Genomic DNA, 26,832 nt, shown 5'->3' on the forward strand with positions numbered 1-26,832 from the left:
GGTGCCGAAGGTTTGCCAGGCATCCGGCCAACCCGCCCTCCCCTGACCACCGGCATTTGCGACGCCGCCAGGCAGCCACTACCCTCGGCCGATTGTCCTGCCCCTGGAGTGTCACATGCTGCGTCCGTTGTCCTTGTTGATCGCCGGCGTGCTCGGCGTTGCTGCCGGTACCGTTCCGCCCGCCGCACAGGCCGCCCCGGCCAGCCTGTCCAAGACTGCGAACAGCAGCGCCATTCCCGACATCGCCTACACCCGTTTCACCCTGCCCAACGGCCTGACCGTGGTGGTGCATGAAGACCACAAGGCGCCGGTGGTGGCCGTGAGCATCTGGTACCACATCGGTTCCGGCGACGAGCCGGCTGGCAAGACCGGCTTCGCGCACCTGTTCGAGCACCTCATGTTCTCCGGCTCGGAAAACAACAAGGGCAGCTTCTTCGCGCCGCTGGAAAAGGTCGGCACCACCGACATGAACGGCACCACCTGGTTCGACCGCACCAATTACTTCGAAACCGTGCCGACCACCGCGCTGGATACCGCGCTGTGGCTGGAATCGGACCGCATGGGCCACCTGCTCGGCGCCATCGGCCAGGAAGAACTCGACACCCAGCGCGGCGTGGTGCAGAACGAAAAGCGCCAGGGCGAAAACCGCCCCTATGGCCGCGTGGACCAGAACATCCTGTCCAACCTGTTCCCGGCCAACCATCCGTACCAGCACGACACCATCGGCTCTATGGAAGACCTGGACGCCGCCTCGCTTGCGGATGTCAAACAGTGGTTCAACGATAACTACGGCGCTGCCAACACCACCCTGGTGCTGGCGGGCGACATCACCGTGGCGCAGGCCCGCGCCAAGGCCGAGCAGTATTTTGGCGATATCCCGTCCGGCAAGCCGGTGGCGCGTCAGCAGCCGTGGGTGACCCCGCTGGCCGCACAGAAGCGCGGCGTGCAGCACGACCATGTGTCGCAGCCGCGCATCTACCGTACCTGGGCCGCGCCGCAGCTGGGCACCGACGACATGATCCAGCTGGACTTGGCCACCACCGTGCTGGGCGGCGGCAAGACCTCGCGGTTGTACCAGCGCCTGGTCTATCAGGACCAGCTGGTGGACGACGTCTCCGCGGCGATCCAGCCGTTCGCGCTGGCCAGCCAGATGCAGATCCAGGCCGACGTGAAGGACGGCGTGGACCCGGCCAAGGTCGAGGCCATCATCGATGAAGAGCTGAAGAAGTTCCTCGCCGAAGGCCCCACTGCCGACGAACTGCAACGCGCCCAGGTGGCCTACCGCGCCGGCTTCGTGCGCGGCCTGGAGAAGGTGGGCGGCTTCGGTGGCAAGGCGGTGATCCTGGCCGAAGGCCAGGTCTATCGCGGCGACCCGGGTGCCTACAAGCAGGATCTGCAGCGCGGCCAGGCCGCCACCATCGGCAGCGTCAAGCAGGCCGCATCGACCTGGTTCGGCAAGGGCGACTACCTGCTCACCGTACTGCCGGCCGGCAAGGACTTCGACCCCGCCGCCGAAGACAAGGCCGTGGTCGCGCGCGGCACCGAGCCGGGCAAGCCCGCGCCCAAGCTGCCGGCCGCGGCCAAGTACAAGGTCACCGCCAGCAAGCTCGATCGCAGCAAGGGCGTGCCCGACACCGCCAGCTTCCCGGACCTGAGCTTCCCGCAGCTGCAGCGCGGCAAGCTGAAGAACGGCGTGGAAGTGATCCTGGCCGAACGCCACACCATCCCGGTCACGCAGGTGGAGCTGTTGTTCGACGCCGGCTACGCCGCCGACCAGGGCAAGAAGCTTGGCACCGCCAGCTTCAGCGCCGCGCTGATGAACGAGAGCACCGCGTCGCTGGATTCGGTGGAAGTGGCGCAGCGCCGCCAGCGCCTGGGCGCCATCACCGAGGTGGGCTGCGATCTGGACAGCTGCAGCGCCTCGCTGAATGCCCTCAACGACCAGCTGCAGCCGTCGCTGCAATTGTTCTCCGACATCGTGCGCAACCCGGCCTTCAAGGCGGCAGACATCGAGCGCATCCGTGGCCAGTGGCTGGCAGGGATCGCGCAGGAAAAGACCCAGCCCAACAGCCTTGGCCTGCGGGCGCTGCCGCCGCTCATGTACGGCGACAAGCATCCGTACGGTATCCCGCTCACCGGCAGCGGCACCGAGGCGGCGATCAAAAGCCTCAATGCCAAGGACCTGCAGGCCTTCCACAGCCTGTGGCTGCGTCCGGACAACCTGCGCATCCTGGTAGCCGGCGATACCACGCTGGCGCAGATCATCCCGCAGCTGGATGCCGCCTTCGGCGACTGGAAGGCCCCGGCCGCACCGGTGCCGAAGAAGAACCTGGTCAACGTGGCCGCGCAGCCCAAGCCGCGCGTCTACCTGATCAACCGCCCGGACGCACCGCAATCGGTGATTCTGGCCGGCCTGCTGGCACCGTCGACCAAGGCGCCGGACAACCTGGCAATCACGGTGGCCAATGGCGCCTTCGGCGGCACCTTCACCTCGCGCTTGAACATGAACCTGCGTGAGAACAAGCGCTGGGCCTACGGTGCACGCACCCAACTGGTGGATGCGCAGGGCCAGCGGCCGTACATGTTCTCCGCGCCGGTGCAGACCGACAAGACCGCCGAGTCCGCCAATGAAATCTTCAAGGAAGCCACAGCCATCATCGGCGACAAGCCGCTGACCACCGAGGAGATCGAGAAGATCAAGAACCAGCGCATCCGTGCCCTGCCCGGCAGCTTCGAAACCACTGGTGCGGTGCTCGGTGCGATCGAAGGCATCGTGCAGTTCGACCGCCCGGACAACTACGTGCAAACGCTGAAGCCGCGCCTGGAAGCGATCGATCAGCCGGCCGCACAAGCCGCCATCAAGGACATCATCGCGCCCAATGCGATGACCTGGGTGATCGTGGGCGACCTGAAGAAGATCGAAGCCCCGGTGCGCGCGCTCAAGCTGGGCGAGGTGCAGGTGCTGGACACCGACGGCAAGCCGGTCAAGCGCTGATCGGCACGGCCGCGCAGCCCCCTCCCAAAGGCAGGCGCGGCCGATCCGTGGGTCCGATAGGCACGACGTAGGCGGCGGTTCTGCGAGCCGTCCGCACGCGTCCAGACGGTGGCCTGCTGGATCTCGACAGCCGTTCGAACGCTGAGTCTTGCAGCCACATGGCAACGCGCACTGCAGCGCGCGTTACCGTTAGTGCATGATCGCGTTTACTGCCTGCGTGCGCGCAGGTGATATCCACGCCACGTTATCGGCCTGCCCGCTAGCGTGGCGTCCTTCCTTTTGCTGACATGGCGCATTCAATGAAAGACATGCCGATGGCAGACGAAGCGTCGCGCCAACAGGTGTTGGATGGCTATCGCATCGTCGACAGCCTGCCCGAAGACACCTACCAGGACATCGTGCAGGTGGCCGCCTCGCTGTGCGAGACGCCGATTGCCCTGATGTCGCTGGTGGACCGCGACCGCCAGTGGTTCAAGGCCCGCCTGGGGCTGGACCTGCAACAGACCGACCGCAGCCAGGCGGTGTGCGACCACGCGATCCGCAGCCCGGACCACTTGATGGAAGTGCCGGACCTGAGCAAGGACCCGCGCTTCACCGATATTTCGGTGGTCACCGGCGAGGTGGGCGCGCGTTTCTACGCGGGCATGCCGCTGGTGACCTCCGAGGGCGTGGCGCTGGGCACGGTCTGCGTGCTGGACACCGAACCGCGCGCCCTCAACGAGGCGCAGCGCACCGGGCTGCAAGCGCTGGCCCGCGTCGCCATGCGCCTGCTGGACGAACGCCAGCGCGAACTGCAGCGCGAACGTGACGCCATCCTGCAGCCGGCCGCTCCTGCGGCGGCGGCGGGCACCGCGACCATTACCGATGCCGACACCGGCTATCACCTGGTGATTCTGGAAGTGCAGGAACTGGCCGCCCTGGCCCAGCAGCAAAGCGAGCGCCTGCTCGGACGTGCGTTGCAACAGCTCGACCAGACCCTGGCCAGCTTTCTGCAGGCCAGCGGCGACAGCGTGGACCGGGTCACCGACAGCGCCGAGTTCATCGCGGTGCTGCGCGGCAACGATGCCGAACGCAAGTTGCAGGGGCTGCGCGAGATCGCCGAGCAGCAGCATGCGCATGGCCTGACCGTGCTGGTAGGCGAGGCTTACGCCGCGCGCGCCGACGAGCCGATCGGCCAGGTCTTCCTGCGGGCCGAAGTGGCGCTGAGCGCGGAGAAGGATCGCTACCGGCAGGGACTGGCGCAGTAGCGCCAGAGGACCGCAGGTACGCATCCGCAGCGTTGTGAATGTGTGCGGTGGTAGTGGCGACTGGGCTGTTTGTTCTCAGCCAGGCGTAACGCTGCATCGGTTTGAACAACGCGTCCCGTCGAAGCGCTGACGCATCCGCATTTGCAGAGCGCTGCAGATCTGGATCTGCGTCGTCTCAGGTGTCGCGCAACTTTAAAAAAATGGACGCCCCCTGCGCACGTCCTTGCCCGGCACTCACACCAGACCGCAACTGCACTCTTAACGACGCAAGCGCAGTTGTATTGATGCGCTGATGCAGCGATCACCCTGCACCGCCACGCCGTCGTCCAGTCGAAATGCGCACACTTAAGCGCCCGCAAGCAGCTGAGATGCGCTGCTGCGTTGCACGGATCGATGAACAAGGACCTTCGCAGCGCCGGCAAGGTACGTGCCTGGCGATGGCGATAAGAGGTGTAAGACGCCACGCCTGCGTAATCCACGCGCGGCATCGGCGCCCCCATTCGCAACGACGAGGCGCACCGAAACAAGCGCACCACACAAAACCGCGACGCCAGCGCACTCAACGCAATGCCCCGCGACAGGTCACGCGAGCCATAGCCTTCGCAACGAACCCTATGCGATGTGCACGCGGATCAGCCAGCCGCGCACTGCTTGAGTTGGCGATCCGCGTACCACAGCGCGCGGCGCGCCAGGTCGTAGGCGCTGTCGGCCTGCCGCGGCAGCAACTGCGCGGCCAGGACCGGATCGGCGCCGTTGTTCAAGGCGTGCTCGGCGCGCTCCAGGTCGGCCAGGTGGCCGCGGACCGTGCTGAGCAACGGCGTGCGCGTGGCTGCTTCGCAACGCGTGCTGCGTTGCTCCAGCGCCGCCAATGCATCGCGGATGCGCCGGCTGGCCTCGCCCTTGAGATCGGGCAGGCTCTCGTGCGCGATCGGCGCGGCCTTGTAGGCATCGCCGGTGGCGGCGCTGCCCATCTCGGCCTGGTTGCCGGCCAGCGCCGGGTTGAAGCGCACCTCCGGCGGCGGCCGTGCCTTGGCCACCTGCGTCTGCGGCCCGTTGATCTTGTCGTTGAGCTTCTTCATGCCGCGATTGAGTTCCTGCATCGCCACATCGCCCAGCGTGCCGTCGCTCTTCCAGTCCTTGGCAAAGCGCGTTTCCTGGTACTGCACCGGGTTGACCCGCTCCATCACGCTGCGCGTTTTGGCTGCCACGCGGGCGTCGTCCATGCCCGGCGGCACCGCACCGGCCTGCGCCAGCGGATCGATCTGCGCGCCGGGTGGCATGCGCAGGCGCCCTTCGCGGGTGTACAGCTGGGCGGCCATCGACGCCTCGGCGGGTGCGGTCGCGGTGGATGCGGCCACCTGCCGGGGTGGCGGCGGCGTGTGTGTGGGCGGCGGCGCGGCGCGGGCCGCGGCCGTGGCGGCACGCGGGCGTTGCGCACGCTGTTGCGGTGTGGGCGGCTGCACGGCCGGCGGCAGGGTCGGCAACGCGCGTGGCACGAAGTACACCTGCAAGCTGTCGTCGTGTCGCACGCTGTCGCGCGGCGGCGGCATGTACAGCAACAGACAGGCAAGAAAGAACAGAATCGCGCCCGTGCATGCGGCAGCGGCAACATGCGGGATAAGCGATTCCTGCTTGCGAGTCATCACAATGCGGCAGACCAAAAGGGGGGTGATAAGCGGGCGTCGACGCCTTGGGGCGCCGCGCAACGCGCAAATCTAGCGGGCCACGCGGACGGGCGCGTTTGGAATTCGTTGTCTGTCGGCATCGGGCCAGCCGCCATTCACGTTGCGACAGCGGTCACGCTTCCTCCAGCCGGTAGCGGCGTTGGCACACCTCGCAGAAGAACGCCCGCCGGCCGGCCTTGCCCAGATGCTTGCGGTATTGCAGCGGCGCGCCATCGCGCGGGCAGATGGTTTTGGTGTGCACCTGGTAGCGCTTCTTCAGCACGAAGGCCTTTTTCCAGGTGTAGAAATCAAAGCTGTAGTCGCGCGCCTGCGTGACCAGTTCGCCCAGCTTGCGCGCCGGCAAGGCGCCGACCTGGCTTTCCGGATGCACGCGGATGCGGTGCAGCACTTCGTTCTTGATGATGTTGCCCACGCCGGAAAAAATGCTCTGGTCCAGCAGCGCATCGGCGGCCAGCAGCTGCGGGGCGGCACGCAACTTGAGCCGTGCCTGCGCGGCATCCCACAGCGGATTCATCACATCCGCGCTCCAGTCGTACACCTCATCCAGCGGGCGCTCGATGAACTGCACCGAGCAGGCGTAGAAATTGAGTGTCTCGCCCTTGGAAAATTCCAGCCTCAGCCGCGGCACCGCGTTGGGTTTGTCTTCGTTGATGCGGTAACTGCCGAACAGCAGGAAGTGGATGCGCACGCTGAACTGCGCGCATTCGATCAACAGATGCTTGCCCCAGCTGCGCAGCGCCAGCACTTTTTGCTGTTGCAGGCGCGCGATGTCCTGCTTGCTGTTGCCCTGCACGCGCAGGATCTTGCGCCCGACAAACGCCGCGGCTTCTTCGCGCAGGATGACAAGGGAGGGACCTTCAGGCATGCCATCAGTATCGAAGCGCGGCGTGAGTCGGCCGTGAGCGCAGTGCAGACATCGTGCAGACGCGCCTGCCTGCATACAGTGCGGCGTGTCCACCTCCGCACCGCCCCCGCAGCCCGCTGCCACCGCCCTGCCACGGGTGTATTGCGGCTGCGCGGGCTGGTCGATTCCCGCAGCCGAGCGCGCACAGTTCGGCGCCGGCAGCAGCGTGCTGCAGCGCTATGCCACGCGCCTGAATGCAGTGGAGATCAACTCCTCGTTCTATCGCCCGCATCGCACGTCGACCTACGCGCGTTGGGCCGACAGCGTGCCGACGCACTTCCGCTTCTCGGTCAAGCTGCCGCGCAGCATCAGCCACGATGCGCGCCTGCACCAGGCCGGTCCATTGCTGGATGCGTTCCTGGCGCAGGCGGGCGCGCTGGGCGAGCGCCTGGGCTGCCTGCTGCTGCAGTTGCCGCCCAGTGCGGTGTTCGATGCACGCGTGGCGGCCAGCTTCTTTGCCGTCCTGCGCCGGCGCTGGGACGGCGCAGTGGTGTGCGAGCCGCGCCATCCCAGCTGGTTCACCGCCCAGGCGCAGGCGCTGCTGCACCGCCACCGCATCGCGCGGTGTGCGGCCGACCCGGCACCGGTGCCTGCCGCCGCGCTGCCCGACGCGCCAGGCATGCCCGGCGCGCCGGCATATTGGCGCTGGCACGGCACCCCCAAGGTCTATTACAGCGGATACGACAACGCCGCCTTGCAGCGCCTGGCGGCCGCGGTCCGCAGCGGCATGGCCGCGCATGCGGCGAACGAGCAGTGGGTGATCTTCGACAACACCGCTGCCGGGCTGGCCGTGCCCAATGCCTTGCAGCTGCAGAAGCTGTTGGGAATCGGCCGCTAGCGCGCGGTGGCGCGCATCTTGCAGCAGCCATGACGTGTGACACGCACCGCCGTGTGCTCAAGCTGCGCTGGCACGGGCCGATAGGCCTGAATCGGCAGTGTGGCCTTGCACCATGCGGCATTGCGCGAGATCACGTTGCTGAACCCCGTTTGCCGCGTGCGGCGTGCCGGTCCCCCGACACAGCGCCTGCGGCTCCACCCGCCACTTCGGTCGTTTACCATGCCGCACGCCCCCGCCCGTTCTGGAGATGCCATGAGCGCTGCTGCGCCCCCGTGCTGCACCTCGTTGCTTGGTCTGTCGCTGAGCATGTTCGTTGCGCCCTGCGCCCTGGCGGCCACGCCGCTGGAAGGTGCGGTGGTCAGCGCGCCCGCGCCCACGCCGCCCACGCCCGACCTGGCGTATCCGGAGCTGTTCCAGGCCGTGCAGCGCGGGGAGCTGTTCGACGACCAGAAGCATTTCGTCGACTTTCTGCCGCTGCGCGACCCAGCCCTGATCAACGCCGACTATCTGGCGCAGCACGAGCATGCCGGCTTTGACCTGCGCAAGTTCGTGGATGCCAACTTCGAGGAATCGCCGCCGGTACAGACCGATGCGATCCGCCAGGACACCGCGCTGCGCGAGCACATCGACGCGCTGTGGCCCAAGCTGGTACGCAGCCAGACCAACGTGCCCGCACACAGCAGCCTGCTGGCGTTGCCGCACCCGTACGTGGTGCCGGGCGGACGCTTCCGCGAGGTGTATTACTGGGATTCGTACTTCACCATGCTGGGGCTGGTGAAAAGTGGCGAAACCACGCTGAGCCGGCAGATGCTGGACAACTTCGCCTACCTGATCGACACCTACGGGCACATCCCCAACGGCAACCGCACCTACTACCTGAGCCGCTCGCAGCCGCCGTTATTCTCCTACATGGTGGAACTGCAGGCCGGCGTGGAAGGCGAGGCGGTGTACCAGCGCTACCTGCCGCAGCTGCAGAAGGAATACGCGTACTGGATGCAGGGCGGCGACGATCTGCAACCCGGCCAGGCCGCACGCCATGTGGTGCGCCTGGCCGATGGCAGCGTGCTCAATCGCTATTGGGACGAGCGCGATACCCCGCGCCCGGAAGCCTGGCTGCACGACACCCGCACCGCTGCCGAGGCGCATGACCGCCCGGCCGCCGATGTCTACCGCGACCTGCGCGCCGGCGCCGAAAGTGGCTGGGACTACACCAGCCGCTGGCTGGCCGACGGCAAGACGCTGAGCACCATCCGCACCACCGCGATTGTGCCGATCGATCTCAACAGCCTGCTGTATCACCTGGAACGCACCCTGGCGCAGGCCTGCGCGCACACCGGCACCGCCTGCAGCCAGGACTACGCTGCGCTCGCACAGCAGCGCAAGCAGGCCATCGACGCGCACCTGTGGAATGCAGCCGGCTACTACGCCGACTACGACTGGCAGACCCGCACGCTGAGCAACCAGGTCACCGCGGCGGCGCTGTACCCGCTGTTCGCCGGCCTGGCTTCGGATGACCACGCCAAGCGCACTGCCACCAGCGTGCGCGCCCGCCTGCTGCGTCCCGGCGGCCTGGCCACCACCGCGTTGAAGACCGGCCAGCAGTGGGACGAACCCAACGGCTGGGCGCCATTGCAATGGGTGGCCGTGGACGGCCTGCGTCGCTACGGCGAAGACGGCCTGGCCCGCACCATCGGCGAGCGCTTCCTCACCCAGGTGCAGGCGCTATTCGCGCGCGAGCACAAGCTGGTCGAAAAATACGGCCTGGACGCCGATGCAGCCGGCGGCGGCGGTGGCGAATATGCATTGCAGGACGGCTTTGGCTGGACCAATGGCGTCACGTTGATGCTGTTGAACCTGTACCCCTCACAGGGCGCCACCCAGGCTCCGGCCAAGACCAAGCGCAAGCCCGAGCCCGCCGCTCCCTGAGCGTGGCGGTGGTTGGCGCATGCCATGCCAGCAGCGCCAGCAGCATTGCGGCCTGATCGACGACGGCTGTTGGTAGGAGCGCGCTTGCGCGCGATGGCGCTTGACCGAGAGCGCCGCATCGCGCGCAAGCGCTCCTACGACGCAGCTCGTGGCCTTCGTCACGCATCGCAACTGGCCACCGGCCAGCACATGCGGCGTGTGCGACAACGGGGCAGCTGTGAAGGGAACTGCACCTCAGGCAATCGGCCACGCGCGCGGAAGCCTGCGGGGCAGCGCATGCATCGCCCTGTCTGCCGTCAGGTACGCGGGCGGCGGGTATCATGCGCATTCTTTCACTTCCAGGACGGACCCATGGCCGTACGCACGCTCAACGAATTTCTCGCCCATTCCAAGGAAAAGGACGTCAGCCCCGATCCGTTCGAACTGGAAAACCCGCATCTGCTCGAGGTGCGCCTGGACGGCATGGTCTGGTCCAAGGCCGGCGCCATGGTCGCGCGCACCGGCAACGTCAAGTTCACCCGCGAGGGCCTGCTGGAACAAGGGCTGGGCAACCTGCTGAAAAAGGCAGTCAGCGGTGAAGGCATGCAGCTGATGAAGGCCGAAGGCCAGGGCCGCGTGTATCTGGCCGACCTCGGCAAGCTGGTCACGCTGCTGCGCTTGAACGGCGAGGCGATCTTCGTCAATGGCAACGACGTGCTGGCGTTCGAGTCGGGCGTCGAACACAAGATCACGATGATGCGCAAAGTGGCCGGCATGCTGTCCGGCGGCCTCTTCAACGTGCGCCTGAGCGGCCACGGCATCGTGGCGATCACCTCGCATTACGAGCCGCTGACCCTGCCGGTCACCGCCGCCAGCGGCCCGGTGTTCACCGACCCGAACGCCACGGTGGCCTGGTCCGGCACGCTGACCCCGGAGCTGGTGACCGATGTCTCGATCGGCACGCTGTTCGGCCGCGGCTCGGGCGAAAGCCTGCAGATGCGCTTCGCCGGCGAAGGCTGGGTGGTGGTGCAGCCGTACGAAGAAGCCAGCTTCCAGACCAAGGGCTGATGCCCCGTTGCCCAGCTACGCAGACGCGTGGTTGGGCACTGCAGCGGTGATCGGAGATCGCGTGCCTTGCAGAAGATGCTTGTACTAAGAGCAGCTATCAAAACGACTGCGCAGCCGCCAGGCGGGCGCGGCCGGTGCTCGAAATCGGCATGTACCCACGTACACTCCGGTTCCTCCGCGCCGTCCGCACCCATCTGACGGCTGCTCGCTACGTTTTGTTAGCCGCTCTAGCTCTGGTGACAGGCGTGCTCGCCACCGGCGCAGCGTTGGGCTTGGCTGCGCACAGCGCACTGGACGGGCAGGAGCAGTGGACCTGCCAATGCGATGTTGCAGCTCACTGGCGCTACAGCGGTCCAAGTGGCGTGGCCGAGAGCAAGGCCCATCTGCTTGCCACCGGGCACCCCACCACGTGTCGGCGCACGGACCATGCCACGCGGGTGATGGATCGCGTCTTCAACGCGATGTTTCCCACTCCAACCTTCTAGACGCTACGTGCGGTCATCCGCGGAAGGTGGCTGCACAAGCCCGCCTCACACCCATCCGCGCTTGCGGAACCAGGCCAGCGGCACCACCACGCTCAGCGCGATGACGCCCAGCGCCCAGTAGTACGCGTCGTGCCATTTGAGCTCGGGCATGTGCGCGAAATTCATGCCCCAGATGCCGACCAGCACCGTGGGCGGAATGCCGACCACCGACGCCACCGCCATCACCTTCATGACGTTGTTCTGCTCCATGTTGATCAAGCCGAGCACGCTGTCGAGCAGGAACTCGATGCGGTCGTCCATGTGCTGCTGGAACTCGCTCAAGGTGGTCAGGTCCTTGTGCAGTAGCCCAATGCGCCTGGCGGCATCGTCGCCAAACCACTCGGGGGCGGCGCCATCCAGGTACGTCACCAGCCGCAGCAGCCCCTGGCCTGCATTGTGCAGCCCACCCAGGCGGCGCCCCATGTCGCCCACCTGGTGCAGCATGCGTTCCAGCGCGCCGGTCTTGGTCTTGGTGGAGGTGTCGAACACCGCGCGGGTGGTCTCGGTGATCTCTGCTTCCAGCGCTTCCAGACGGTCCGCCAGGTGGCCGACCAGTTGATCGAAGATGCGCAGCAGCAGGTCGTCGCCGCCCCGGCAGGGCGCGTGGGCCAACCGCGCGGCCACTGCATCCAGCGAGCCCATCGGCTGCTCGCGTTGGGTGACCAGCATGTGCGCCGAGACTGCAAAGCCCAGCGGCGCGGTCGGGCCGTCGTCGTCCTGGAAGCGCGGCACGTTGAGGAACAGCACATCGCCTTCGTGCCGCACCCGGCTACTGAATTCGATCTCGCCGATCGCCGCGCGGTCGGGCAGCGCAAAGCCCACCCGCTTGGCCGCCTCGGCCAACTGCTGCGCGCTGGGCTGGCACAGGTCCACCCACCATCCCTGCGTGTGATCGGCGGCGGAGGTGGAGTGGATGGTGATCATGCGGCGGGCCATGGCGGAAGAATGCTGGCGAGCATCCGGTGCCGCCTCACCCGCGTCAACGCCGGCGGCTGTCCGCACTCAGCTGGCGGTCGTGTTTGCCCCATGTGCCCGCGACGCCGCCACGGCGACGCGACGCCCGCATGCGGCGGCGGCGCACACTCAGCGGGCTGTGGGCGACTGGTTTCGCCTCACCCAATAGGCAATCGCCAGCACCAGAAACCACAGCGGGCTCACCAGCAGTGCGTGCAGTGTGTCGGGCTGCAAGGTCAGCAACACGATGATGAAGGCGAAGAACGCCAGGCACACGTAGCACATCAACACGCCACCGGGCATCTTGAACGCCGAAGCCGCATGCTGCTCCGGGCGTTTGCGCCGGTACGCGATGTACGCGCACAGGATCAACGACCACACGAACATGAAGAGCACGGCCGACAAGGTGGTGACCAGCGTGAATGCGGTGACCAGATCGGGAATCAGATACACCAGCATCGCGCCCAGCAGCAGGCAGATGCACGAGAACAGCAGGCCGCGCGCCGGCACCGCCGCCCGCGTCAGCTTGGCAAAGCCCCTGGGCGCGTTGCGTTCTTCGGCCAGGCCGTAAAGCATGCGGCTGGTGGAAAAGATGCCGCTATTGGCCGATGAAGTGGCCGAGGTGAGCACCACGAAATTGATCAGGCTGGCTGCCGCCGGCACACCGGCCAGCACGAACAACTCCACGAACGGGCTCTTGTCGGCCACCACCTGCCGCCACGGCGTCACCGCCATGATCGCGATCAGCGCCAGCACGTAGAAGATGAGGATGCGCACCGGGATCGAGTTGATCGCCTTGGGCAGATTACGCTGCGGGTCGGCGGTTTCCGCAGCGGTGGTGCCCACCAGCTCGATGCCAACGAAGGCGAATACCGCGATCTGAAACCCTGCAAAGAACCCGCCGATTCCCATCGGGAACATGCCGCCGTCGTTCCACAGATTGCTCAGCGATGCCACGTGGCCGGAGGGCGACCGGAAGCCCCACATCACCAGGCCCGCACCGGTGATGATCAACGCGCAGATGGCGATGATCTTGATCAGCGCAAACCAGAATTCCATCTCGCCGAACAACTTCACCGTGACCAGGTTCAACGCCAGCAGTAGCAGCACGCACAGCACCGCCGGCACCCATGGCGCCAGTTCGGGAAACCAGAACTGGGCGTACGCTGCAATCGCGATGACATCGGCAATGGCGGTGATGATCCAGCAGAACCAGTACGTCCAGCCGCAGAAGAACCCCGCCCAGGGCCCGAGCAGATCGGTGGAGAAGTCGATGAACGACTTGTAGTCCAGGTTGGACAACAGCAGCTCGCCCATGGCGCGCATCACGAAGAACAGCATCACGCCGATGATCAGGTACACGAACAGGATCGACGGCCCGGCCAGGCTGATCGTTCTGCCGGAGCCCATGAACAGGCCGGTGCCGATCGCACCGCCGATCGCGATCAGTTGCAGGTGGCGGTTGGACAGACTGCGTTGCAGATGATCGGGCGCGGACGGGTCGGACATGGGCACGGCACCAACGGTGAGCAAGCCGACAAAAATACGAGATCGCGCCCATGCGTGCCAGGGGGCGCGCCTTATGCCAGGCTGTGGTGGACAGGTCCTCTGCAACGACCTGGGCAAGGCCCGCGTCGCAGACCTGCACCGCCCCAAGACCGCAACCAGCGTTCAGGCCGTACCGCGCTCCCGGCGGAGACAATCCGCACTGCATGCAGCTCAGTCTGCCGGTACCTGCTCACGCCATCTCGACCGTAGCGACCTCGCATCGAACCATCCCGAGGTCTTCCGACACCGGCATCCAGGTCAGACGCGCTGGTTCGCGTTCACTGCCAGGCACCGGGAATCGCAAGCTGTGGCGGAATGCCCCGGAACCACGACGCCAACCGAGACTGACATCCAACATAATCCAGGGAAATATACTTTTCCGCCCCACTCCTAAAGTCGAAAATAAAACATTTCTGGCAGCATTAAATAACTTTCGATATTATCTTTATGAATCAACTCTCCGAATAAACGATATCCGTCTGCGTTGGCGTTGGCGTTGGCGTTGGCGTCTCCACATAATCGGCATCTGCAATAACTCCACACCTTTCGCAGATGGTGAGCGTAGTCGTCCACAGTTCCAGGATCTGCTTTATTGTAGAGTTCGCTTTCTAGAGGCCGCGCACGGATTCGCGCCATCGATGCTGGCCTTCTACGTTCTTCGCCTCGCCAGACAGTCTCCCGTGCATCTCCAGCCACACCTTGCCTGCAAGGCCTGCTGCCGTTGTCGATCAATACGCCGGCCATGCCGGTCGATGGTCGCGGCAGGCGGGTCGACGAAAGCGGGCATGAGCCGCAACGACGCGGCACACAATCGCCCGGTGCGCCTGGGCGTCAGCCCGCTGCAGCTGCGCTCAAACGGGCAACGGAATCGACGCATTGCGCCGACCGATGCGCGAATACGGCGAGCAGCTTGAATGCGACATACCGCACCATCTCCTGCGCCGATCGCCCCCGGCGCAGGACCACCGATGCACGCGCATCTGGGGCGCGTTCGGTTGCGCACGTGCATCACTCACCCCGAGCGGGCATCCATCGAGAGAAACCACCAGTCACGGAGAATCACGCGACATCTTGATATTTCACTAATTACACACCGTTTCACCATTTCCCATCTCAAGGCGAAATTCAATGTCATCTTCGACAAACCTCCGACCCTGCGTCACATCCAAGCTCGCCGTTTCGTTGCTGACAGGCGCGCTGCTCGTTCCCGTTGCCGCATCCGCCCAGAGCCATGTCGACAACCCGTTTGTCGGCGCGAGCGGGTATCTCAATCCCGATTATTCGAAGGAAGTCAACTCGTCGATCGTCAAGGTCAAGGATGTGCAACTGAAAGCCAAGATGCAGGTCGTCAAGTCCTATCCGACCTCCGTCTGGCTGGATTCGATCAACGCGATCTATGGCGGCTCGCGCAACGCCGGCCGCCTAAGTCTGCAAGGCCACCTGGATGCGGCATTGGCGCAGAAAAAGGCCAATACGCCTATCACGGTCGGCTTTGTCATTTACGACATGCCGGGGCGCGACTGCCATGCGCTGGCCTCCAACGGCGAGCTACCACTGACGCAAGCCGGCTTGCAGCGCTACAAGACCGAATACATCGACGTCATCGCATCGACGTTGGCCAATCCGAAATACAAAGATCTTCGGATCGTCAACATCATCGAGCCGGACAGCCTTCCGAATCTTGTCACCAATCAAAGCACGCCCGCCTGCGGCCAGGCGGCATCCAGCGGCATTTACGAGGCCGCCATCAAGTACGCGCTCGACAAGCTCCATGCCACTCCCAATCTTTACAATTACCTGGATATCGGCCATTCCGGCTGGCTGGGGTGGGATAGCAACCGTAGCCCGGCAATTTCGCTATACACACGGGTCGTGCAGGGAACGGCAGCCGGTTTGGCCAGTGCGGATGGCTTCATCACCAACACCGCCAATTACACGCCGCTTCATGAGCCGAACCTGCCCAATCCGGACCTGACGATCGGTGGCCAGCCCATTCGCTCGTCCAACTTCTATCAATGGAACAGTTTCTTCGACGAATCGACCTATGCGGAAGCGCTCTACAACGGCTTCGTCGGCGCGGGTTGGTCCAGCAAGATCGGCTTTCTGATCGACACCGGTCGCAACGGCTGGGGCGGCAAAGCGCGCCCTGCATCTGCCAGCGGCAATGACATCAACACCTACGTGGACTCCGGACGCGTGGACCGTCGCCTCCATCGCGGCAACTGGTGCAATCAGAGTGGTGCGGGGATCGGCATGCCGCCGACCGCGGCACCCGGCGGGCATATCCATGCCTTGGTGTGGGGTAAGGGACCGGGCGAATCCGACGGCGCCAGCAAGTCCATCCTCAACAACCAGGGCAAGGGCTTCGACAGATACTGCGACCCGACCTATACGACGCCGGACGGCACGTTGACGGGTGCCTTGCCGAACGCGCCGATCGCCGGTAACTGGTTCCACGCGCAGTTCCTCCAGTTGGTCGCCAACGCGTATCCCGCCATCGGCACCTCGACCAAGGCGGCGCTGCAGTCGGCGTCGACCGACGCGGTGCCCGCCAGTCGGCCGACGGCGACCAAGGGGTTGACCGCCAATGCAGCGGATGGCGAGGTCAGGCTCAGCTGGTCGCCCGTTGCCGGTGCCACGGGTTACACGGTGCAACGTGTCGCCGACGCAACCGCTGCTCCCATCACCGTCGCATCGGGCCTGACCTCGCCCTCATATGTGGACCAGACGCTCACCAACGGCACCACGTACTACTACAAGGTAACGGCCAACGGCGCATCGGGTGCAGACGCGAGCTCGGTCACCGTGAGCGCGACACCGCATCGGTGATGCGATAACTGCGTTGCCACAGAGCGGTAGAGGCTAGTGTGCTCTACCGCTCCTCGGCCGCGGGAGGAGCGCTGCAACCACGATGGCGGCGCCTTGCGCCCGCCATTTCAATCGCTGTCGTGCTGCTCTACCTCTGTCTGGAGCGCGGCATGCGCTTCGAATGAGATGACATCGGAGCAGATGCCGTCGCTGGCGGAACGGGCGCTGCATGGCACAGGCTCGGTAGCGCCACGGCAAGCGGCGCAGCGTCCACTCCGTGCCGCTGACGGCCAACCCGGCCTGTGGCATGCCGGGACTGCATCGCGCGCGTTGCCGGGGAGCTGCGCCCTTTTGTCTCCACCCGCACAGGCCGCTTCGCACGCAACCGTACATAACACACTCCAGAAGACGTCCATGCCATCACATATCCATTTCTTGATCGCGCTCGCAACGCTCATCCCGGTCACCGCGCCGGCGATGCAGGTCAGTACGCAAGCTCCCCTTGTCGATGCAACAGGTCAGACGCTGCACATTCGCGGGGTCACCTGGCCCGGCTTCGATCGCGCCGGGTTGGCGGCCGTCGGCATGCGCAACAACACACTGGCGCAACTGCTGGATCGGATGCAGGCGTCAGACATCAATGCCGTACGTGTGCCGGTCTGCGCCGCTGTTCTGCAACGCGCCCCTGTGGCAGCTGCAGAAGTTGCCGGCGATTCCACGCTGCGCGGATTAGATTCCTTGCAACTGCTCGACGCAGTGGTGCATGCCGCAAGCCAGCGCGGGATGCAGGTGATGTTCGCGTTTGCAGATGGAGGCTGCGATGACCGCGCACCGCTCCTGGGCGCACAGCAGCAAGCATGGACGCGCGGCCTGGTTACGCTGGCACGCCGCTATGGCGGCAACGCCAATGTCCTGGGCATTGACCTTGGCAGCAGCGGCTATCGCAATGCCAGCTGGGCAGGAAACGCGGCGGATCAGGATTGGAACCGGGTAGCGTCGCGCGCAGTTGCAAGGGTGCTGGCGCAGGCACCGCGCTGGGTCGTCGGTGTGGAAGGTGTGGGCAGCAATGCGGTGTGCAGTGACCCAGAGCGCAAGGCGCCTGGCAGCAATCTTCAGCCGTTCGCGTGCGTGCCGCTGGACATCGCTCGCCGACACTTGGTGTTGATGCCGAAGTTGGCGGGCCCGGATCGCGATACGACCGATGCTTTCGCCGCACCCGGATTTGCGCAGGCACTGCCCGCCATGTGGCAACGCGACTTCGGCCAATTCGCAATCGACCATGCAGTGGTACCCGTCAGCCTCGGCGGTGGACTGGGCGATGGCGACCCGCGTGACCCGGCATGGCAAACCGCATTGAGCGGTTATTTGGCAAACGCAGGAATACGCAGCGCATTTCTCGGCAGTTGGGAAACGGGCAATGCCAACAACGGCGGCCTGTTGGCGCCGGATGGCAGCCCCCGCGCAGACAAACTGCTGATCTTGCGTCATGCCTGGGGCAGGTTACCCGTGATGCCCGCCATTGCGACAGCAACCGGCGACAGCACGAAGAATGCGAGTGGGAAGAAGCCGTGGAATAGTACTTTCACCGGCACCGCCACCGTGACCGGCTCCGGCTACTCTGGCGGCGCGCTCCTGCTGGACCCCATTCCGAGTGATGCCTTCATCACCGCGCTCAACCCGGTGCAACTGAACTTCGGTGGCGTCAAGGCCGCGCTTGCCGGCGCGTACCTGCAGGTGAACGGCCCCAAGGGCACCACCACGGTCTACGTGACCGACCTGTATCCGGAGGGCGCATCCGGCGGCCTGGATCTATCGCACAACGCGTTCGCGGCGATCGGCGACATGGTGCAGGGGCGCATCCCGATCAGCTGGAAAGTGGTACGCGCGCCGGTCACCGGCAACCTGCAATACCGCATCAAGGAAGGCAGCTCACGCTGGTGGGCGGCGATCCAGGTGCGCAACCACGCCTATCCGGTGGTGAAGCTGGAGGTGAAGCAAGGCAGCACCTGGAAGAACCTGCAGAAGATGGACTACAACCACTTCCTGGGCGAGCAACTGGGCAACCAACCGCTAACCCTGCGCATCACCGACATTCGCGGCAAGGTCCTCACCGATACCTTGCCACGTCTGCCAGAAGACGGCAGCAAGCCGGCGTATTTCGAACCGGGGCATGTGCAGTTTCCGTAGCGCGAACAGGTGGTTTGCCTGAACTGAGCGTTGGATTGGTTAACGGGCGTGGACTTGTTTAGATCGTTTGCTTGTCTAGAGCGACAAGCGCTTTCAGCGCCGCTAGTTGATCTCGCTGGGTCAGCCCGGTGCGTGCGAGTCGCTGTCACGCACCGGCTGTACGCACCGGCCGTCGCCACGTTGGTGCCCGTGCAACTGCTTCACACACGCAGCGCCAGAGACACAGTCATCAGCTTCAGCGAGCCAGCCTTACGCAGTTGCGCGCGTGTGGCCAACGCTTGGCCGCTCGAGTAGAGCACCGTGAATCGCCAGCAATACCGACCAAATAGCGGTATACGCTAATTGGCGCTGTTGTAAACGGCAATGAGGCCATGCTGTTATTACCATGCGCCTCTGGCAGCGAACGACGGCGCGGCCTCTATGCAACGTCGCATCGGCCTCTACTTGGGTAGTTTCGCCGGTGCAATCCAGGTGCATCAACCACCCGCCAGGCCACCACCGACGCGCCCGGGTAATGCCTGATCGTCGTCGTTCTCGGGGTTGTCGAGATCGCCCACTTCATCGTCGATACCGCCGCGCCGTGGCGAGGGGTCGTTCGAGGGCGGCAAGTCGTCGTCGCGTTGCGGCCCCGGCGTGCCGTGCAAGCGAAACTGCGAGACAACGGACGCAGGCGGATCGGTGTTGAGCGAATACAGGATCATGCGACATCTCCAGCTGGGAACCTGTGCTCGACGCTAGTGCGCGCAGCGCTAGCAGGCCGTGAGCCGCAGCGCGCGGGCGCTGACATGCCGTTGACGCTGAGCGCGCACCGCTGCGCTGTGGTTGCCTGCGGGCCAGTGGCTATCATGGGGCTCCGCCCTCCAGGCCGCCGTCATGCGCCCACGTCTTCTGATCATGCTGCTGCTCCTGTGCGGCGCCGCTACGGCAGCAGCACCGGCCTCGCGCCTGGATGCGGTGGTGCGCGCCGGCGTGCTGCGCGTCTGCACCACCGGCGACTACCGCCCGTATTCGCTGTTGCGCGCCGATGGGCAGTTCGAGGGCAGCGATATCGCGCTGGCACAGGCGTTGGCAGACAGCCTGGATGCGCGGGTGCAGTTCGTCCGTACCAGTTGGCCACAGCTGATGCACGACCTGCTGGCCGATCGCTGCGACCTGGCGGTGGGCGGCATTTCGGTGACCTTGCAACGGCAGCGCCAGGCCAGTTTCAGCAGCGTGCTGGATGTCGACGGCAAGATTCCGCTGGTGCGCTGCGCCGATCAGGCGCGCTATCGCAGCGTCGCCCAGATCAATCGCCCGGAGGTGCGTGTGATCGAACCGCCCGGCGGCACCAACGAGGCGTTCGCACGGCGTCAACTGCCGCAGGCGAACCTGCGGTTGTTTGCAGACAACACCACCATCTTCGAAGAACTCCGGCAGGGCCGCGCCGACGTGATGATTACCGACGCCTCCGAAGCCACATTCCAGCAGGCACGCCTGCCCGGCCTGTGCGCAGTCGCACCCGAGCAGCCCCTGCAATACAGCGAAAAAGCCTTCCTGCTCCCACGCGACGACGCGGCGTGGAAGGCGTACGTGGATCAATGGCTGCACCTGAGCAAGGCCAGTGGCGACTATGCGCGCATCGTCGAGCATTGGTGGGGGCGCTGACGATCACGCTGTGATGTCGGGAATCGGGAATCGGGAATCGGGAATCGCAAAGGCGCTGCGCCGTAATGATCAGCGCCAGCAGCTGCTCTTGCGATTCCCGATTCCCGACTCCCCATTCCCGCGGCGCTACACGCCGCACCTCACACAATCTTGGTGCGTCGCCACCAGCGCGATACCTGCTCCTCGCGCACCAGGGTGAACAGCCCGGCGCCCAGGATCAGCGCAATGCCAACCGCCATTGGCCAATCCAGGTGGTCATGGAACAACAGGTAGCCGAAAGCAATCGCCCACAGCATCTGGCTGTACTGGGTGGGCGCCACCACGCTGACCGGGGCCATGCGCGTGGCGTACATCAGGCAGATCGCCGCCAGGCCCGCCAACAGGCCGTAGCCGGCCAGCAGGCCCCATTGGTACAGCGTGGGCCACACGAAAGTCGGCAGCATCAAGATCGCGCCCATCACCAGCGGGCCGATCACGCCGGCACCGTACAAGGTGAGGCGTTTTTCGCTATGCCCGGCCATGCGCAAGGTGATCACCGAAATCGCACCGACCAGGCCACACACGATCGCGGCCACATGCCCATGGGTGAGGTGGCGAAAGCCCGGCCGCAGCACGATCAGCACGCCGATAAAGCCGACGATCACCGCCGACCAGCGCCGCCAGCGCACTTCCTCCTTGAGGAACACCACCGACAGCACGGTGACAAAGATCGGCATCAGGAAGATCAGCGCGAACGCTTCGGCCATCGGCAAGGTGGTGAAGGCGATCACCGAGGTCAGGTTGCCGATGGCGCCGGTCAGCGCACGCAACAGCCACAGCGCCGGCTGCTTGGCCATCACCAGCTCGCGCAAGCGGTCTTCGGGCTTCTTCAGGAACGGCACCGCCACCAGCATCAGCAGTGCGCCCAGGCACAGCACTTCATAGGCCGGCAGCGTGCCTTCCAGCAGCTTCACAAACGCATCGCTGATCGAATAGGCCGCGTAGCACGCAAACCCCAACAACACACCCTTCAGCATGGACCGCACTCCGCAGTGGCGCTGCATCCGACGCGGTGTCGATGCCGGCATGGCCAAGTATGCGGTGCGATGCGCTCAAGCGGAATTGGCGCGCGGTGAATCCGGGCACGGTAGTACCGCGATAGCAGCGACACGGCGGTGTGTTGGCCCAGCGCGGCCCGCTTGCGGAGCGCAGTCGCTTCGAAATGTGCATGCCACGCAGTGCACAAGCGCATCTTGCATACCGGGTCGTCGTCCGCGCGCTCCCAAGGGTGGCCAAGCCGCCAGCGCTACGCCAGCACAACGGCCTCCAACACGTACGCATTGCCCCGATGCCGCGGCGCAATGGCTCAGGTACGATGCCGGTCCCTCCCCTTCAGCCTGGTCGTGCGTGTGGCGCGGCCCGGTGCAGACCGCCATCGTGCCCCATTACTCCGGCCCCCTGCTGACCCGCTCCGACGCCCTCGCCCTGCTTGCCGCGCGCGATAAGGGGCTCCCACGCTGGACCGGCTCGCTGGACCTGGGCCGCACCACGGCCACCGCCGAGCTCGATGCGCAGACCTGGCAGTGGCGGGGCAAGGGCTACCCGTATCCGGGCAAGCTCAAGGACCGCACGCTGTATTTCTGGGATGGCGACGACTTCGAACCCATCTCGCGCTTTGGCAGCAGCTTGATCAAGCTGGTGCCCACCGACTGGGGCCCGCCCACCTTCGAGATCGATGGCATCAAGATGCTGCCCTCCGCGCAGCTCTCGCCGTTCGAGGATGCGCAACGCAAGGTGGCGCTGGTGGAACCGCGCGGCAAGACCGTGCTCGACACCTGCGGCGGCCTCGGCTACTTCGCGGCCTGCTGCCTGGAGGCCGGCGTCGCGCAGCTGCAGTCGTTCGAAAAGAACGCCGACGTGCTGTGGCTGCGCACGCTCAACCCCTGGTCGCCGGATCCGGACGCGGCAGCAGCGGCCGGCCGCCTGCACCTCACCCATGGCGATGTGGCGCAGCACATCACCACGCTGGCCGATGCAGCATTCGATGCCATCCTGCACGACCCGCCACGCTTCGGCATTGCCGGGGAGCTGTATTCGCAGGTGTTCTACGACCAGCTGGCGCGCGTGCTGCGTCCGGGCGGGCGCCTGTTCCATTACACCGGCGCGCCCAACAGGCTCACCAGCGGCCGCGACGTGCCCAACGAAGTGAGCAAGCGGCTGAGCAAGGCCGGGTTTCGCACCCAGCTGGCGCTCGATGGCGTGCTGGCGGTGCTGCCGCCACGTCGGTGATGCGCGTCTGAGGCAATCAGCGTCAACCTCGCAGCACGATGACGACCAGCAGCATCACGCCGGGAATGACGCTGAGCACCGCACCGGCCCATGCGAGCGGCGCATAGCGCTCATTGTTGAGCCGCGACAGCATCAGGCACGCCAGCCCGATGACGGCCGCCACGCAGACCGCGACCATCAGCCCGGCAATCGCCGCGCCGTAACCGCCGTAGCCGGCGGCGGCAATGATCCCGACACCACCACCCACCGGCACCGCCAGCAACGACAGCCCACCGAACACCGTTGGCCGCCGCGCGGCCTTCAGGGTTTCCATCTCCACGCGGTGCGCTCCATTTGCAGTGCCGGGAGTCTAGCAATGCAGGCGCGTGGCCCAACGCGTGGGCTGCTGCATCCCTGGGCTGGATGATCTGAAGGAAGGAGCCGCCAGCGCATCTGCCATACTGCGGCGCCATCGACACGGACGTTGCATGCACCTGCCAGTTGCCGCCAGCACCCTCGCACTCGGTTTGATGCTCGCCTGCCTGCCGGCAGACGCACAGACTCCCGCCGCCGCATCGTCACCGGTGACCACGCGCCATCCGGTGACCACCGCCACCCTGGCGGGCCGGGTACTGCAGTTGGGCGAACGCGATGGGCAATGCGTGGTCCAGCGCGATGCCGAAACCCTGCCGCTGGGCATTCCGGCGCCCTGTTATTTCAGCACCGGGCGCGATCACGCTGCACAAGTGCATGTATTCAACGGCACGCCAATCGTGTTGATCCAGCATGCCAAGCCCAGTACGCGCACGGATTGGAACGTGGCAACCGACGGCCCGATCTGCGACTACGCCGCGCAGGCCGTGCGCGATGTGGGCGGGAAGCTGGAACCCGGCATGGCCGCTAGCGGAAGTTCGCCACGCTGCGACCCCACCGAGGGCACCGATCAGAAGAACTTCGTCTACGGCTACGACACCTGGCCGAATCTCAAGCCGAAGAAGCCAGCGCCTCGGCAGCCCACGCGCTGAGCGGAGTTGGCCCGATTTGCGGCCGTGATGGCGCTTGATCATCAAGCAATACGCTCGATGCAGCGCCATGCCGCGCCGGAATGCGCAATGCACGTCACATCTCAGAACAGCGCTGCGTTAATGCGTGGTGCTGGTAGAGCGCTGCGAGGCGAGAGACGCATCGCTGCACAACAGTGCGCTACACGCGGCATCAGCGCCGCTGCAGCCACCACATGCGGGCGATCACCAGCAGCAGCACCAACAAGCCACCTGTCACTGCCGCATCCCAGCCAATGGCGATCCAGTAACGCTGCGGATCCGCCTCCAGCAGGAATATGCGTGTCGGCCGCCCACGGATAACGCTGACATAACGCCCCTTCACCACGGCCTCGACCAGCAGCGCCAGCCGCATGCAGCAGGCTGCGGCCACCAGTAGCATGCCCGCACCTTGCAGCACCGCCGCGATGCGCTCCTTGCGTGAGTTGGGTGCTGGTACAACTGCACGGCGACGGGGTGGTTTCAACGTAGTGCCACTGCAACGAATCGTTCGCCAGTTTACCGATGTCGCATGCACGCACCGCTACGCACAGATCCACGCTGCCAATACCGGCGCCTGCCGTACAGCACACGATGAGGATTGAGCGCGTGCAGATCGCGCTTGAGCGGGCAATGCCGCATGCATCTGACGACGGCCGCTATACTACGTGCCGTAGCGCACCCGCATCGCGGGATGGACCCCAGCGCTGCTTCGTATCAAGGAAGATCGTCCGCATCGGTTGCGATGCTGCAGGCCGTTGGCGCTTCCTTGGTGTTCTCCTGTTCGCTGCGGCCCTGCCGCGGAAAACCCGTACCAAGGACTCTGCTTTGAAGACTTTCACCGCGTTTGTCGTGCTTTCTTTCAGCCTGCTGCTGTCTGCCTGTGGCGGAAGCGATCTCGCCAGCGGCGCCTCCAAGATGTCCTCCAGCGACTATCTCCTGCATAACATCTCGGTCTGGAACGGCGTGGTCAAAATCGTCGACCCATGGGTGTCGGGCGAGCGTGGGCAGTCGCTGATGGCCGATGCCATCGCACACAAGCCGCTGGAGCAGTACAAGATTGCACTGGCCGGCCAGCGCAAGGCCCTGGCCGCCAATACGCAGGCCAACACGATGATGGCCTCGGGCGTGCCCGATAACGCCAAGGAGCTGGATGCCAAGCTGGTTGCCACCCTCAAGAGCGCCGACGCCACCATGGCCGCGATGGAGCAGATTGCCGCGTTGCCGGATGGCTACACCAACGAGACCCTGGCACCGCTGGGCAAGCAGCTGCAGACCACCGCCAACGGCCTGGTGGCCGACATCCAGGCCTTGAACACGGCGCAGCGTGCGTATTCCAAGGAACATAACGTGCCGTTCCAGGAAGTGCAGCAGTAACAGCAGAGACGACTGCGCACTGCAGTCGTCACCACGCGCCCGGTACATGGCATCGGCAGACACCACGGTGTGCTGCCGCTGCCATGTACCGGGCGTGTTTATATGCGGCCTATGCGCAGGCGCAACGGTGTTGCTGCGGGCGATTCGCACACCGCTGCAGCGGCTGGCGAGCGCAGCGCGCACTCGTCAGTAAATGCAGAGGGCGAGCGCACGCTTCGGCATAGATCGCGGTACATGGCTGTTACCGCCGACCAACATTCATTAGCTGGATCCGGTGCAAAATGGCGGCGATAACACCGATTACGCGCGCGAGTTCTCTCTTCGCCGCTCCGCGGTCACCGCGCCGGCTCAGTTCACGCCGGCAAGCCAAAGATCAGCGAGCGATGCGCGGCCACGCCGGCCATGGCACCGCTGGCCACCGCGAAGGTCACCGAGGCTGCGGGGCTGGCAATGTCGCCGCATGCAAAGACCCCGGGAACCGAGGTCGCCTGCATTGCATCCACCGCTACATGGCTGCCCAGTGGCCCGTCCGCCAGGGCGCACCCCATTGCCGTCACCACAGGGCTGATGTGGGTTTGCGTGGTGATGAACAGGCCGTCCAATTGTGTGGTTTGCCCATCGCGCAGCACCACCTCCACATGCGCGTCGTCGCCCTGGATGCGGGCCACCGCGCCTGGCACCAGGGTCACGCCGCGTGCCTGTAGTTGGGCGTTCTGCTTGGCGTCCAAGACCAGCGCATCGTTCAAGAACAGGCGGGTGACGCCCCAATCCGGCAGCATCGCGGCCTGATGCACCGCAAACGCAGAAGTGGCCAGCACACCAATACGTCCCTGCTCCAGTTCGTAGCCATGGCAATACGGGCAAACGAAGATCTGCTTGCCCCAGCGCTCGGCCAGGCCCGGGATATCCGGCAGGCGGTCCACCACACCCGTGGCAATGATGAGACGGCGCGCCATGTGGGCCCCACCATTGCCAAGCGTCACGCGGAATGCCTCTGCGGTGCCGTCCACCTGCGTCACCTCGGCATCGGCCCAGTGCACATCGGGATACGCGCGCAACTGCGTGCGCCCGTGCGCGGCAATCTGCGCAGGCGACTCGCCGTCGCGGCTAAAAAAGCCATGCGAGGTTGCGGCGAAGCGATTGCGGCGCAGACCGCTATCCAGCACCAGAATGCGGCGGCGTGCACGCGCGAGCTGCAAGCCGGCCGAAAGTCCCGCGTAGCTGCCACCGATGATGATCACGTCGTAGTGCATTGCGCTGCCTTGCCTTTTGCTTCTTTATGTACTTTTCGATGTTACATGATTGGACCAGCGGTTCAAGCGGTCACCGAAGGGCTGTGTGGTTGTGCATGCGCTTATAAGCGAGCTCAGCAGCTGCGTTTTTGTCGAGACTGGAGTCAGCACTTGAAGCGACTGTGCGTGCCGTGTTGATCGTATGGCCACTGCAGGGCGACAGCCTGGAGTGCAGCCAGCCGGGGACGCAGCTCTATGGCTTCAAGGTGCTGGGCGACGCCGGCAATGGGCGCGATTCTTGGATGATCAAGGCGGTGCAGCACGTGGCCAACCTCCACGCGCGTGCCGGCGAGCTGGTGATCCACGGCGTCGATCTGTCATGCCCTGCAACGCTAAGCACTGCGAGATTGCGGAGGTTGCGAGGCGACTGCGCGCACCGCGCTGATCACATGGCCAACGCCGCGCCACGCACAGCGTGCAGCCTGACGCGTGATTGCCTGCAATGCGTAGCACTGCGATGAGCAAGGCTTACAGAGACCACAAGTGCATGCGTCGCCCGTCACCTCATTCGACGCGCAGCGATTGAACTACTCATTGCGTTGAAGCAGCATCAGGCTGCATGCAAGCAG

20 protein-coding genes, 1 other RNA gene and 1 pseudogene are annotated in these 26,832 nt (G+C 65.3%); 12 read left to right on the plus strand and 10 right to left on the minus strand.

What is annotated here, in order from left to right:
• The first annotated feature begins 115 nt into the window (after positions 1–115).
• Both XCC_RS18250 and XCC_RS18255 read left to right on the plus strand, forming a co-directional pair.
• Positions 116–2,995, plus strand: a complete 2,880-nt coding sequence (locus XCC_RS18250) for a M16 family metallopeptidase (protein ID WP_011038616.1) — start codon at positions 116–118, stop codon at positions 2,993–2,995.
• Positions 2,996–3,294: 299 nt separating this feature from the next.
• Complete coding sequence (locus XCC_RS18255; RefSeq protein WP_014509062.1) at positions 3,295–4,242, plus strand: GAF domain-containing protein; 948 nt, start codon at positions 3,295–3,297, stop codon at positions 4,240–4,242.
• Between the two features lie 632 nt (positions 4,243–4,874).
• Here XCC_RS18255 and XCC_RS18260 read toward each other — a convergent pair.
• Together XCC_RS18260 and XCC_RS18265 are read right to left on the minus strand one after the other, a co-directional pair.
• Positions 4,875–5,885, minus strand: coding sequence for a hypothetical protein (locus XCC_RS18260; RefSeq protein ID WP_011038618.1), 1,011 nt, complete (start codon positions 5,883–5,885; stop codon positions 4,875–4,877).
• Positions 5,886–6,039: 154 nt separating this feature from the next.
• Positions 6,040–6,792, minus strand: a complete 753-nt coding sequence (locus XCC_RS18265) for a DNA-formamidopyrimidine glycosylase family protein (protein WP_011038619.1) — start codon at positions 6,790–6,792, stop codon at positions 6,040–6,042.
• 85 nt (positions 6,793–6,877) lie between these two features.
• On the opposite strand from XCC_RS18265, the gene XCC_RS18270 reads away from it, so the two are divergent.
• From XCC_RS18270 to XCC_RS18285, 4 genes are all read left to right on the plus strand, one after another.
• On the plus strand, positions 6,878–7,669 hold the full coding sequence (locus XCC_RS18270) for a DUF72 domain-containing protein (protein WP_011038620.1): 792 nt from the start codon (positions 6,878–6,880) through the stop codon (positions 7,667–7,669).
• A gap of 252 nt (positions 7,670–7,921) precedes the next feature.
• Entirely contained in the window at positions 7,922–9,595 is a 1,674-nt protein-coding gene (gene treA, locus XCC_RS18275) for an alpha,alpha-trehalase TreA (protein WP_011038621.1), read from the plus strand.
• Positions 9,596–9,946: 351 nt separating this feature from the next.
• On the plus strand, positions 9,947–10,642 hold the full coding sequence (locus XCC_RS18280) for an AIM24 family protein (RefSeq protein ID WP_019237224.1): 696 nt from the start codon (positions 9,947–9,949) through the stop codon (positions 10,640–10,642).
• A 149-nt stretch (positions 10,643–10,791) separates the two neighbouring features.
• Positions 10,792–10,866, plus strand: a non-coding RNA gene (locus XCC_RS18285) — sX9 sRNA.
• 306 nt (positions 10,867–11,172) lie between these two features.
• Here the strand turns inward: XCC_RS18285 and XCC_RS18290 are convergent.
• From XCC_RS18290 to XCC_RS18300, 3 genes and pseudogenes are all read right to left on the minus strand, one after another.
• Complete coding sequence (locus tag XCC_RS18290) at positions 11,173–12,090, minus strand: CorA family divalent cation transporter (protein WP_029628845.1); 918 nt, start codon at positions 12,088–12,090, stop codon at positions 11,173–11,175.
• A 159-nt stretch (positions 12,091–12,249) separates the two neighbouring features.
• Positions 12,250–13,629, minus strand: coding sequence for a D-serine/D-alanine/glycine transporter (gene cycA, locus XCC_RS18295; RefSeq protein ID WP_011038625.1), 1,380 nt, complete (start codon positions 13,627–13,629; stop codon positions 12,250–12,252).
• Between the two features lie 688 nt (positions 13,630–14,317).
• A pseudogene (locus XCC_RS18300) lies at positions 14,318–14,677 on the minus strand (hypothetical protein).
• Between the two features lie 173 nt (positions 14,678–14,850).
• On the opposite strand from XCC_RS18300, the gene XCC_RS18305 reads away from it, so the two are divergent.
• Both XCC_RS18305 and XCC_RS18310 read left to right on the plus strand, forming a co-directional pair.
• Positions 14,851–16,497: a glycoside hydrolase family 6 protein gene (locus XCC_RS18305; protein ID WP_029217054.1), complete on the plus strand. Its 1,647-nt coding sequence runs from the start codon at positions 14,851–14,853 to the stop codon at positions 16,495–16,497.
• Between the two features lie 393 nt (positions 16,498–16,890).
• Positions 16,891–18,663: an expansin EXLX1 family cellulose-binding protein gene (locus XCC_RS18310; protein WP_011038627.1), complete on the plus strand. Its 1,773-nt coding sequence runs from the start codon at positions 16,891–16,893 to the stop codon at positions 18,661–18,663.
• Between the two features lie 476 nt (positions 18,664–19,139).
• Here XCC_RS18310 and XCC_RS18315 read toward each other — a convergent pair whose 3' ends face one another.
• Complete coding sequence (locus XCC_RS18315) at positions 19,140–19,364, minus strand: hypothetical protein (protein ID WP_011038628.1); 225 nt, start codon at positions 19,362–19,364, stop codon at positions 19,140–19,142.
• A 172-nt stretch (positions 19,365–19,536) separates the two neighbouring features.
• Between XCC_RS18315 and XCC_RS18320 the strand changes: the two genes are divergently transcribed.
• A complete protein-coding gene (locus XCC_RS18320) occupies positions 19,537–20,307 on the plus strand; it encodes a transporter substrate-binding domain-containing protein (protein ID WP_011038629.1) in 771 nt (256 codons plus the stop codon).
• A 140-nt stretch (positions 20,308–20,447) separates the two neighbouring features.
• Here the strand turns inward: XCC_RS18320 and XCC_RS18325 are convergent, their stop codons facing one another.
• Complete coding sequence (locus XCC_RS18325; protein WP_012437301.1) at positions 20,448–21,323, minus strand: DMT family transporter; 876 nt, start codon at positions 21,321–21,323, stop codon at positions 20,448–20,450.
• Between the two features lie 400 nt (positions 21,324–21,723).
• On the opposite strand from XCC_RS18325, the gene XCC_RS18330 reads away from it, so the two are divergent.
• Entirely contained in the window at positions 21,724–22,575 is an 852-nt protein-coding gene (locus tag XCC_RS18330) for a class I SAM-dependent methyltransferase (protein ID WP_407077093.1), read from the plus strand.
• A gap of 22 nt (positions 22,576–22,597) precedes the next feature.
• On the opposite strand, the gene XCC_RS18335 is transcribed toward XCC_RS18330, so the two are convergent.
• Positions 22,598–22,888: a hypothetical protein gene (locus tag XCC_RS18335; RefSeq protein ID WP_011038632.1), complete on the minus strand. Its 291-nt coding sequence runs from the start codon at positions 22,886–22,888 to the stop codon at positions 22,598–22,600.
• Between the two features lie 154 nt (positions 22,889–23,042).
• On the opposite strand from XCC_RS18335, the gene XCC_RS18340 reads away from it, so the two are divergent.
• Positions 23,043–23,579: a hypothetical protein gene (locus XCC_RS18340; RefSeq protein WP_019237226.1), complete on the plus strand. Its 537-nt coding sequence runs from the start codon at positions 23,043–23,045 to the stop codon at positions 23,577–23,579.
• A gap of 190 nt (positions 23,580–23,769) precedes the next feature.
• Here XCC_RS18340 and XCC_RS22490 read toward each other — a convergent pair whose 3' ends face one another.
• Positions 23,770–23,970 (minus strand): hypothetical protein, encoded by a 201-nt coding sequence (locus tag XCC_RS22490; protein ID WP_228422686.1) that lies wholly within the window; start codon positions 23,968–23,970, stop codon positions 23,770–23,772.
• Positions 23,971–24,422: 452 nt separating this feature from the next.
• Between XCC_RS22490 and XCC_RS18350 the strand changes: the two genes are divergently transcribed.
• Positions 24,423–24,971, plus strand: a complete 549-nt coding sequence (locus XCC_RS18350) for a hypothetical protein (protein WP_019237228.1) — start codon at positions 24,423–24,425, stop codon at positions 24,969–24,971.
• A 353-nt stretch (positions 24,972–25,324) separates the two neighbouring features.
• Here XCC_RS18350 and XCC_RS18355 read toward each other — a convergent pair whose 3' ends face one another.
• Complete coding sequence (locus XCC_RS18355) at positions 25,325–26,224, minus strand: NAD(P)/FAD-dependent oxidoreductase (protein ID WP_011038636.1); 900 nt, start codon at positions 26,222–26,224, stop codon at positions 25,325–25,327.
• Positions 26,225–26,832 lie beyond the last annotated feature (608 nt).

Source organism: Xanthomonas campestris pv. campestris str. ATCC 33913 (assembly GCF_000007145.1).
Classification (GTDB): Bacteria; Pseudomonadota; Gammaproteobacteria; order Xanthomonadales; family Xanthomonadaceae; genus Xanthomonas; species Xanthomonas campestris.

What these genes read in the sequence shown, in the direction of transcription:
- XCC_RS18280 (WP_019237224.1), top strand. Translation starts at nt 9,947, where the DNA reads ATGGCCGTACGCACGCTCAACGAATTTCTCGCCCATTCCAAGGAAAAG.
- XCC_RS18335 (WP_011038632.1), bottom strand. Translation starts at nt 22,888, where the DNA reads ATGGAAACCCTGAAGGCCGCGCGGCGGCCAACGGTGTTCGGTGGGCTG.
- XCC_RS18250 (WP_011038616.1), top strand. Translation starts at nt 116, where the DNA reads ATGCTGCGTCCGTTGTCCTTGTTGATCGCCGGCGTGCTCGGCGTTGCT.
- XCC_RS18355 (WP_011038636.1), bottom strand. Translation starts at nt 26,224, where the DNA reads ATGCACTACGACGTGATCATCATCGGTGGCAGCTACGCGGGACTTTCG.
- XCC_RS18265 (WP_011038619.1), bottom strand. Translation starts at nt 6,792, where the DNA reads ATGCCTGAAGGTCCCTCCCTTGTCATCCTGCGCGAAGAAGCCGCGGCG.
- XCC_RS18325 (WP_012437301.1), bottom strand. Translation starts at nt 21,323, where the DNA reads ATGCTGAAGGGTGTGTTGTTGGGGTTTGCGTGCTACGCGGCCTATTCG.
- XCC_RS18255 (WP_014509062.1), top strand. Translation starts at nt 3,295, where the DNA reads ATGAAAGACATGCCGATGGCAGACGAAGCGTCGCGCCAACAGGTGTTG.
- XCC_RS22490 (WP_228422686.1), bottom strand. Translation starts at nt 23,970, where the DNA reads ATGCGGCTGGCGCTGCTGGTCGAGGCCGTGGTGAAGGGGCGTTATGTC.
- treA (WP_011038621.1), top strand. Translation starts at nt 7,922, where the DNA reads ATGAGCGCTGCTGCGCCCCCGTGCTGCACCTCGTTGCTTGGTCTGTCG.
- XCC_RS18290 (WP_029628845.1), bottom strand. Translation starts at nt 12,090, where the DNA reads ATGATCACCATCCACTCCACCTCCGCCGCCGATCACACGCAGGGATGG.
- XCC_RS18310 (WP_011038627.1), top strand. Translation starts at nt 16,891, where the DNA reads ATGCCATCACATATCCATTTCTTGATCGCGCTCGCAACGCTCATCCCG.
- cycA (WP_011038625.1), bottom strand. Translation starts at nt 13,629, where the DNA reads ATGTCCGACCCGTCCGCGCCCGATCATCTGCAACGCAGTCTGTCCAAC.
- XCC_RS18340 (WP_019237226.1), top strand. Translation starts at nt 23,043, where the DNA reads ATGCACCTGCCAGTTGCCGCCAGCACCCTCGCACTCGGTTTGATGCTC.
- XCC_RS18260 (WP_011038618.1), bottom strand. Translation starts at nt 5,885, where the DNA reads ATGACTCGCAAGCAGGAATCGCTTATCCCGCATGTTGCCGCTGCCGCA.
- XCC_RS18315 (WP_011038628.1), bottom strand. Translation starts at nt 19,364, where the DNA reads ATGATCCTGTATTCGCTCAACACCGATCCGCCTGCGTCCGTTGTCTCG.
- XCC_RS18320 (WP_011038629.1), top strand. Translation starts at nt 19,537, where the DNA reads ATGCGCCCACGTCTTCTGATCATGCTGCTGCTCCTGTGCGGCGCCGCT.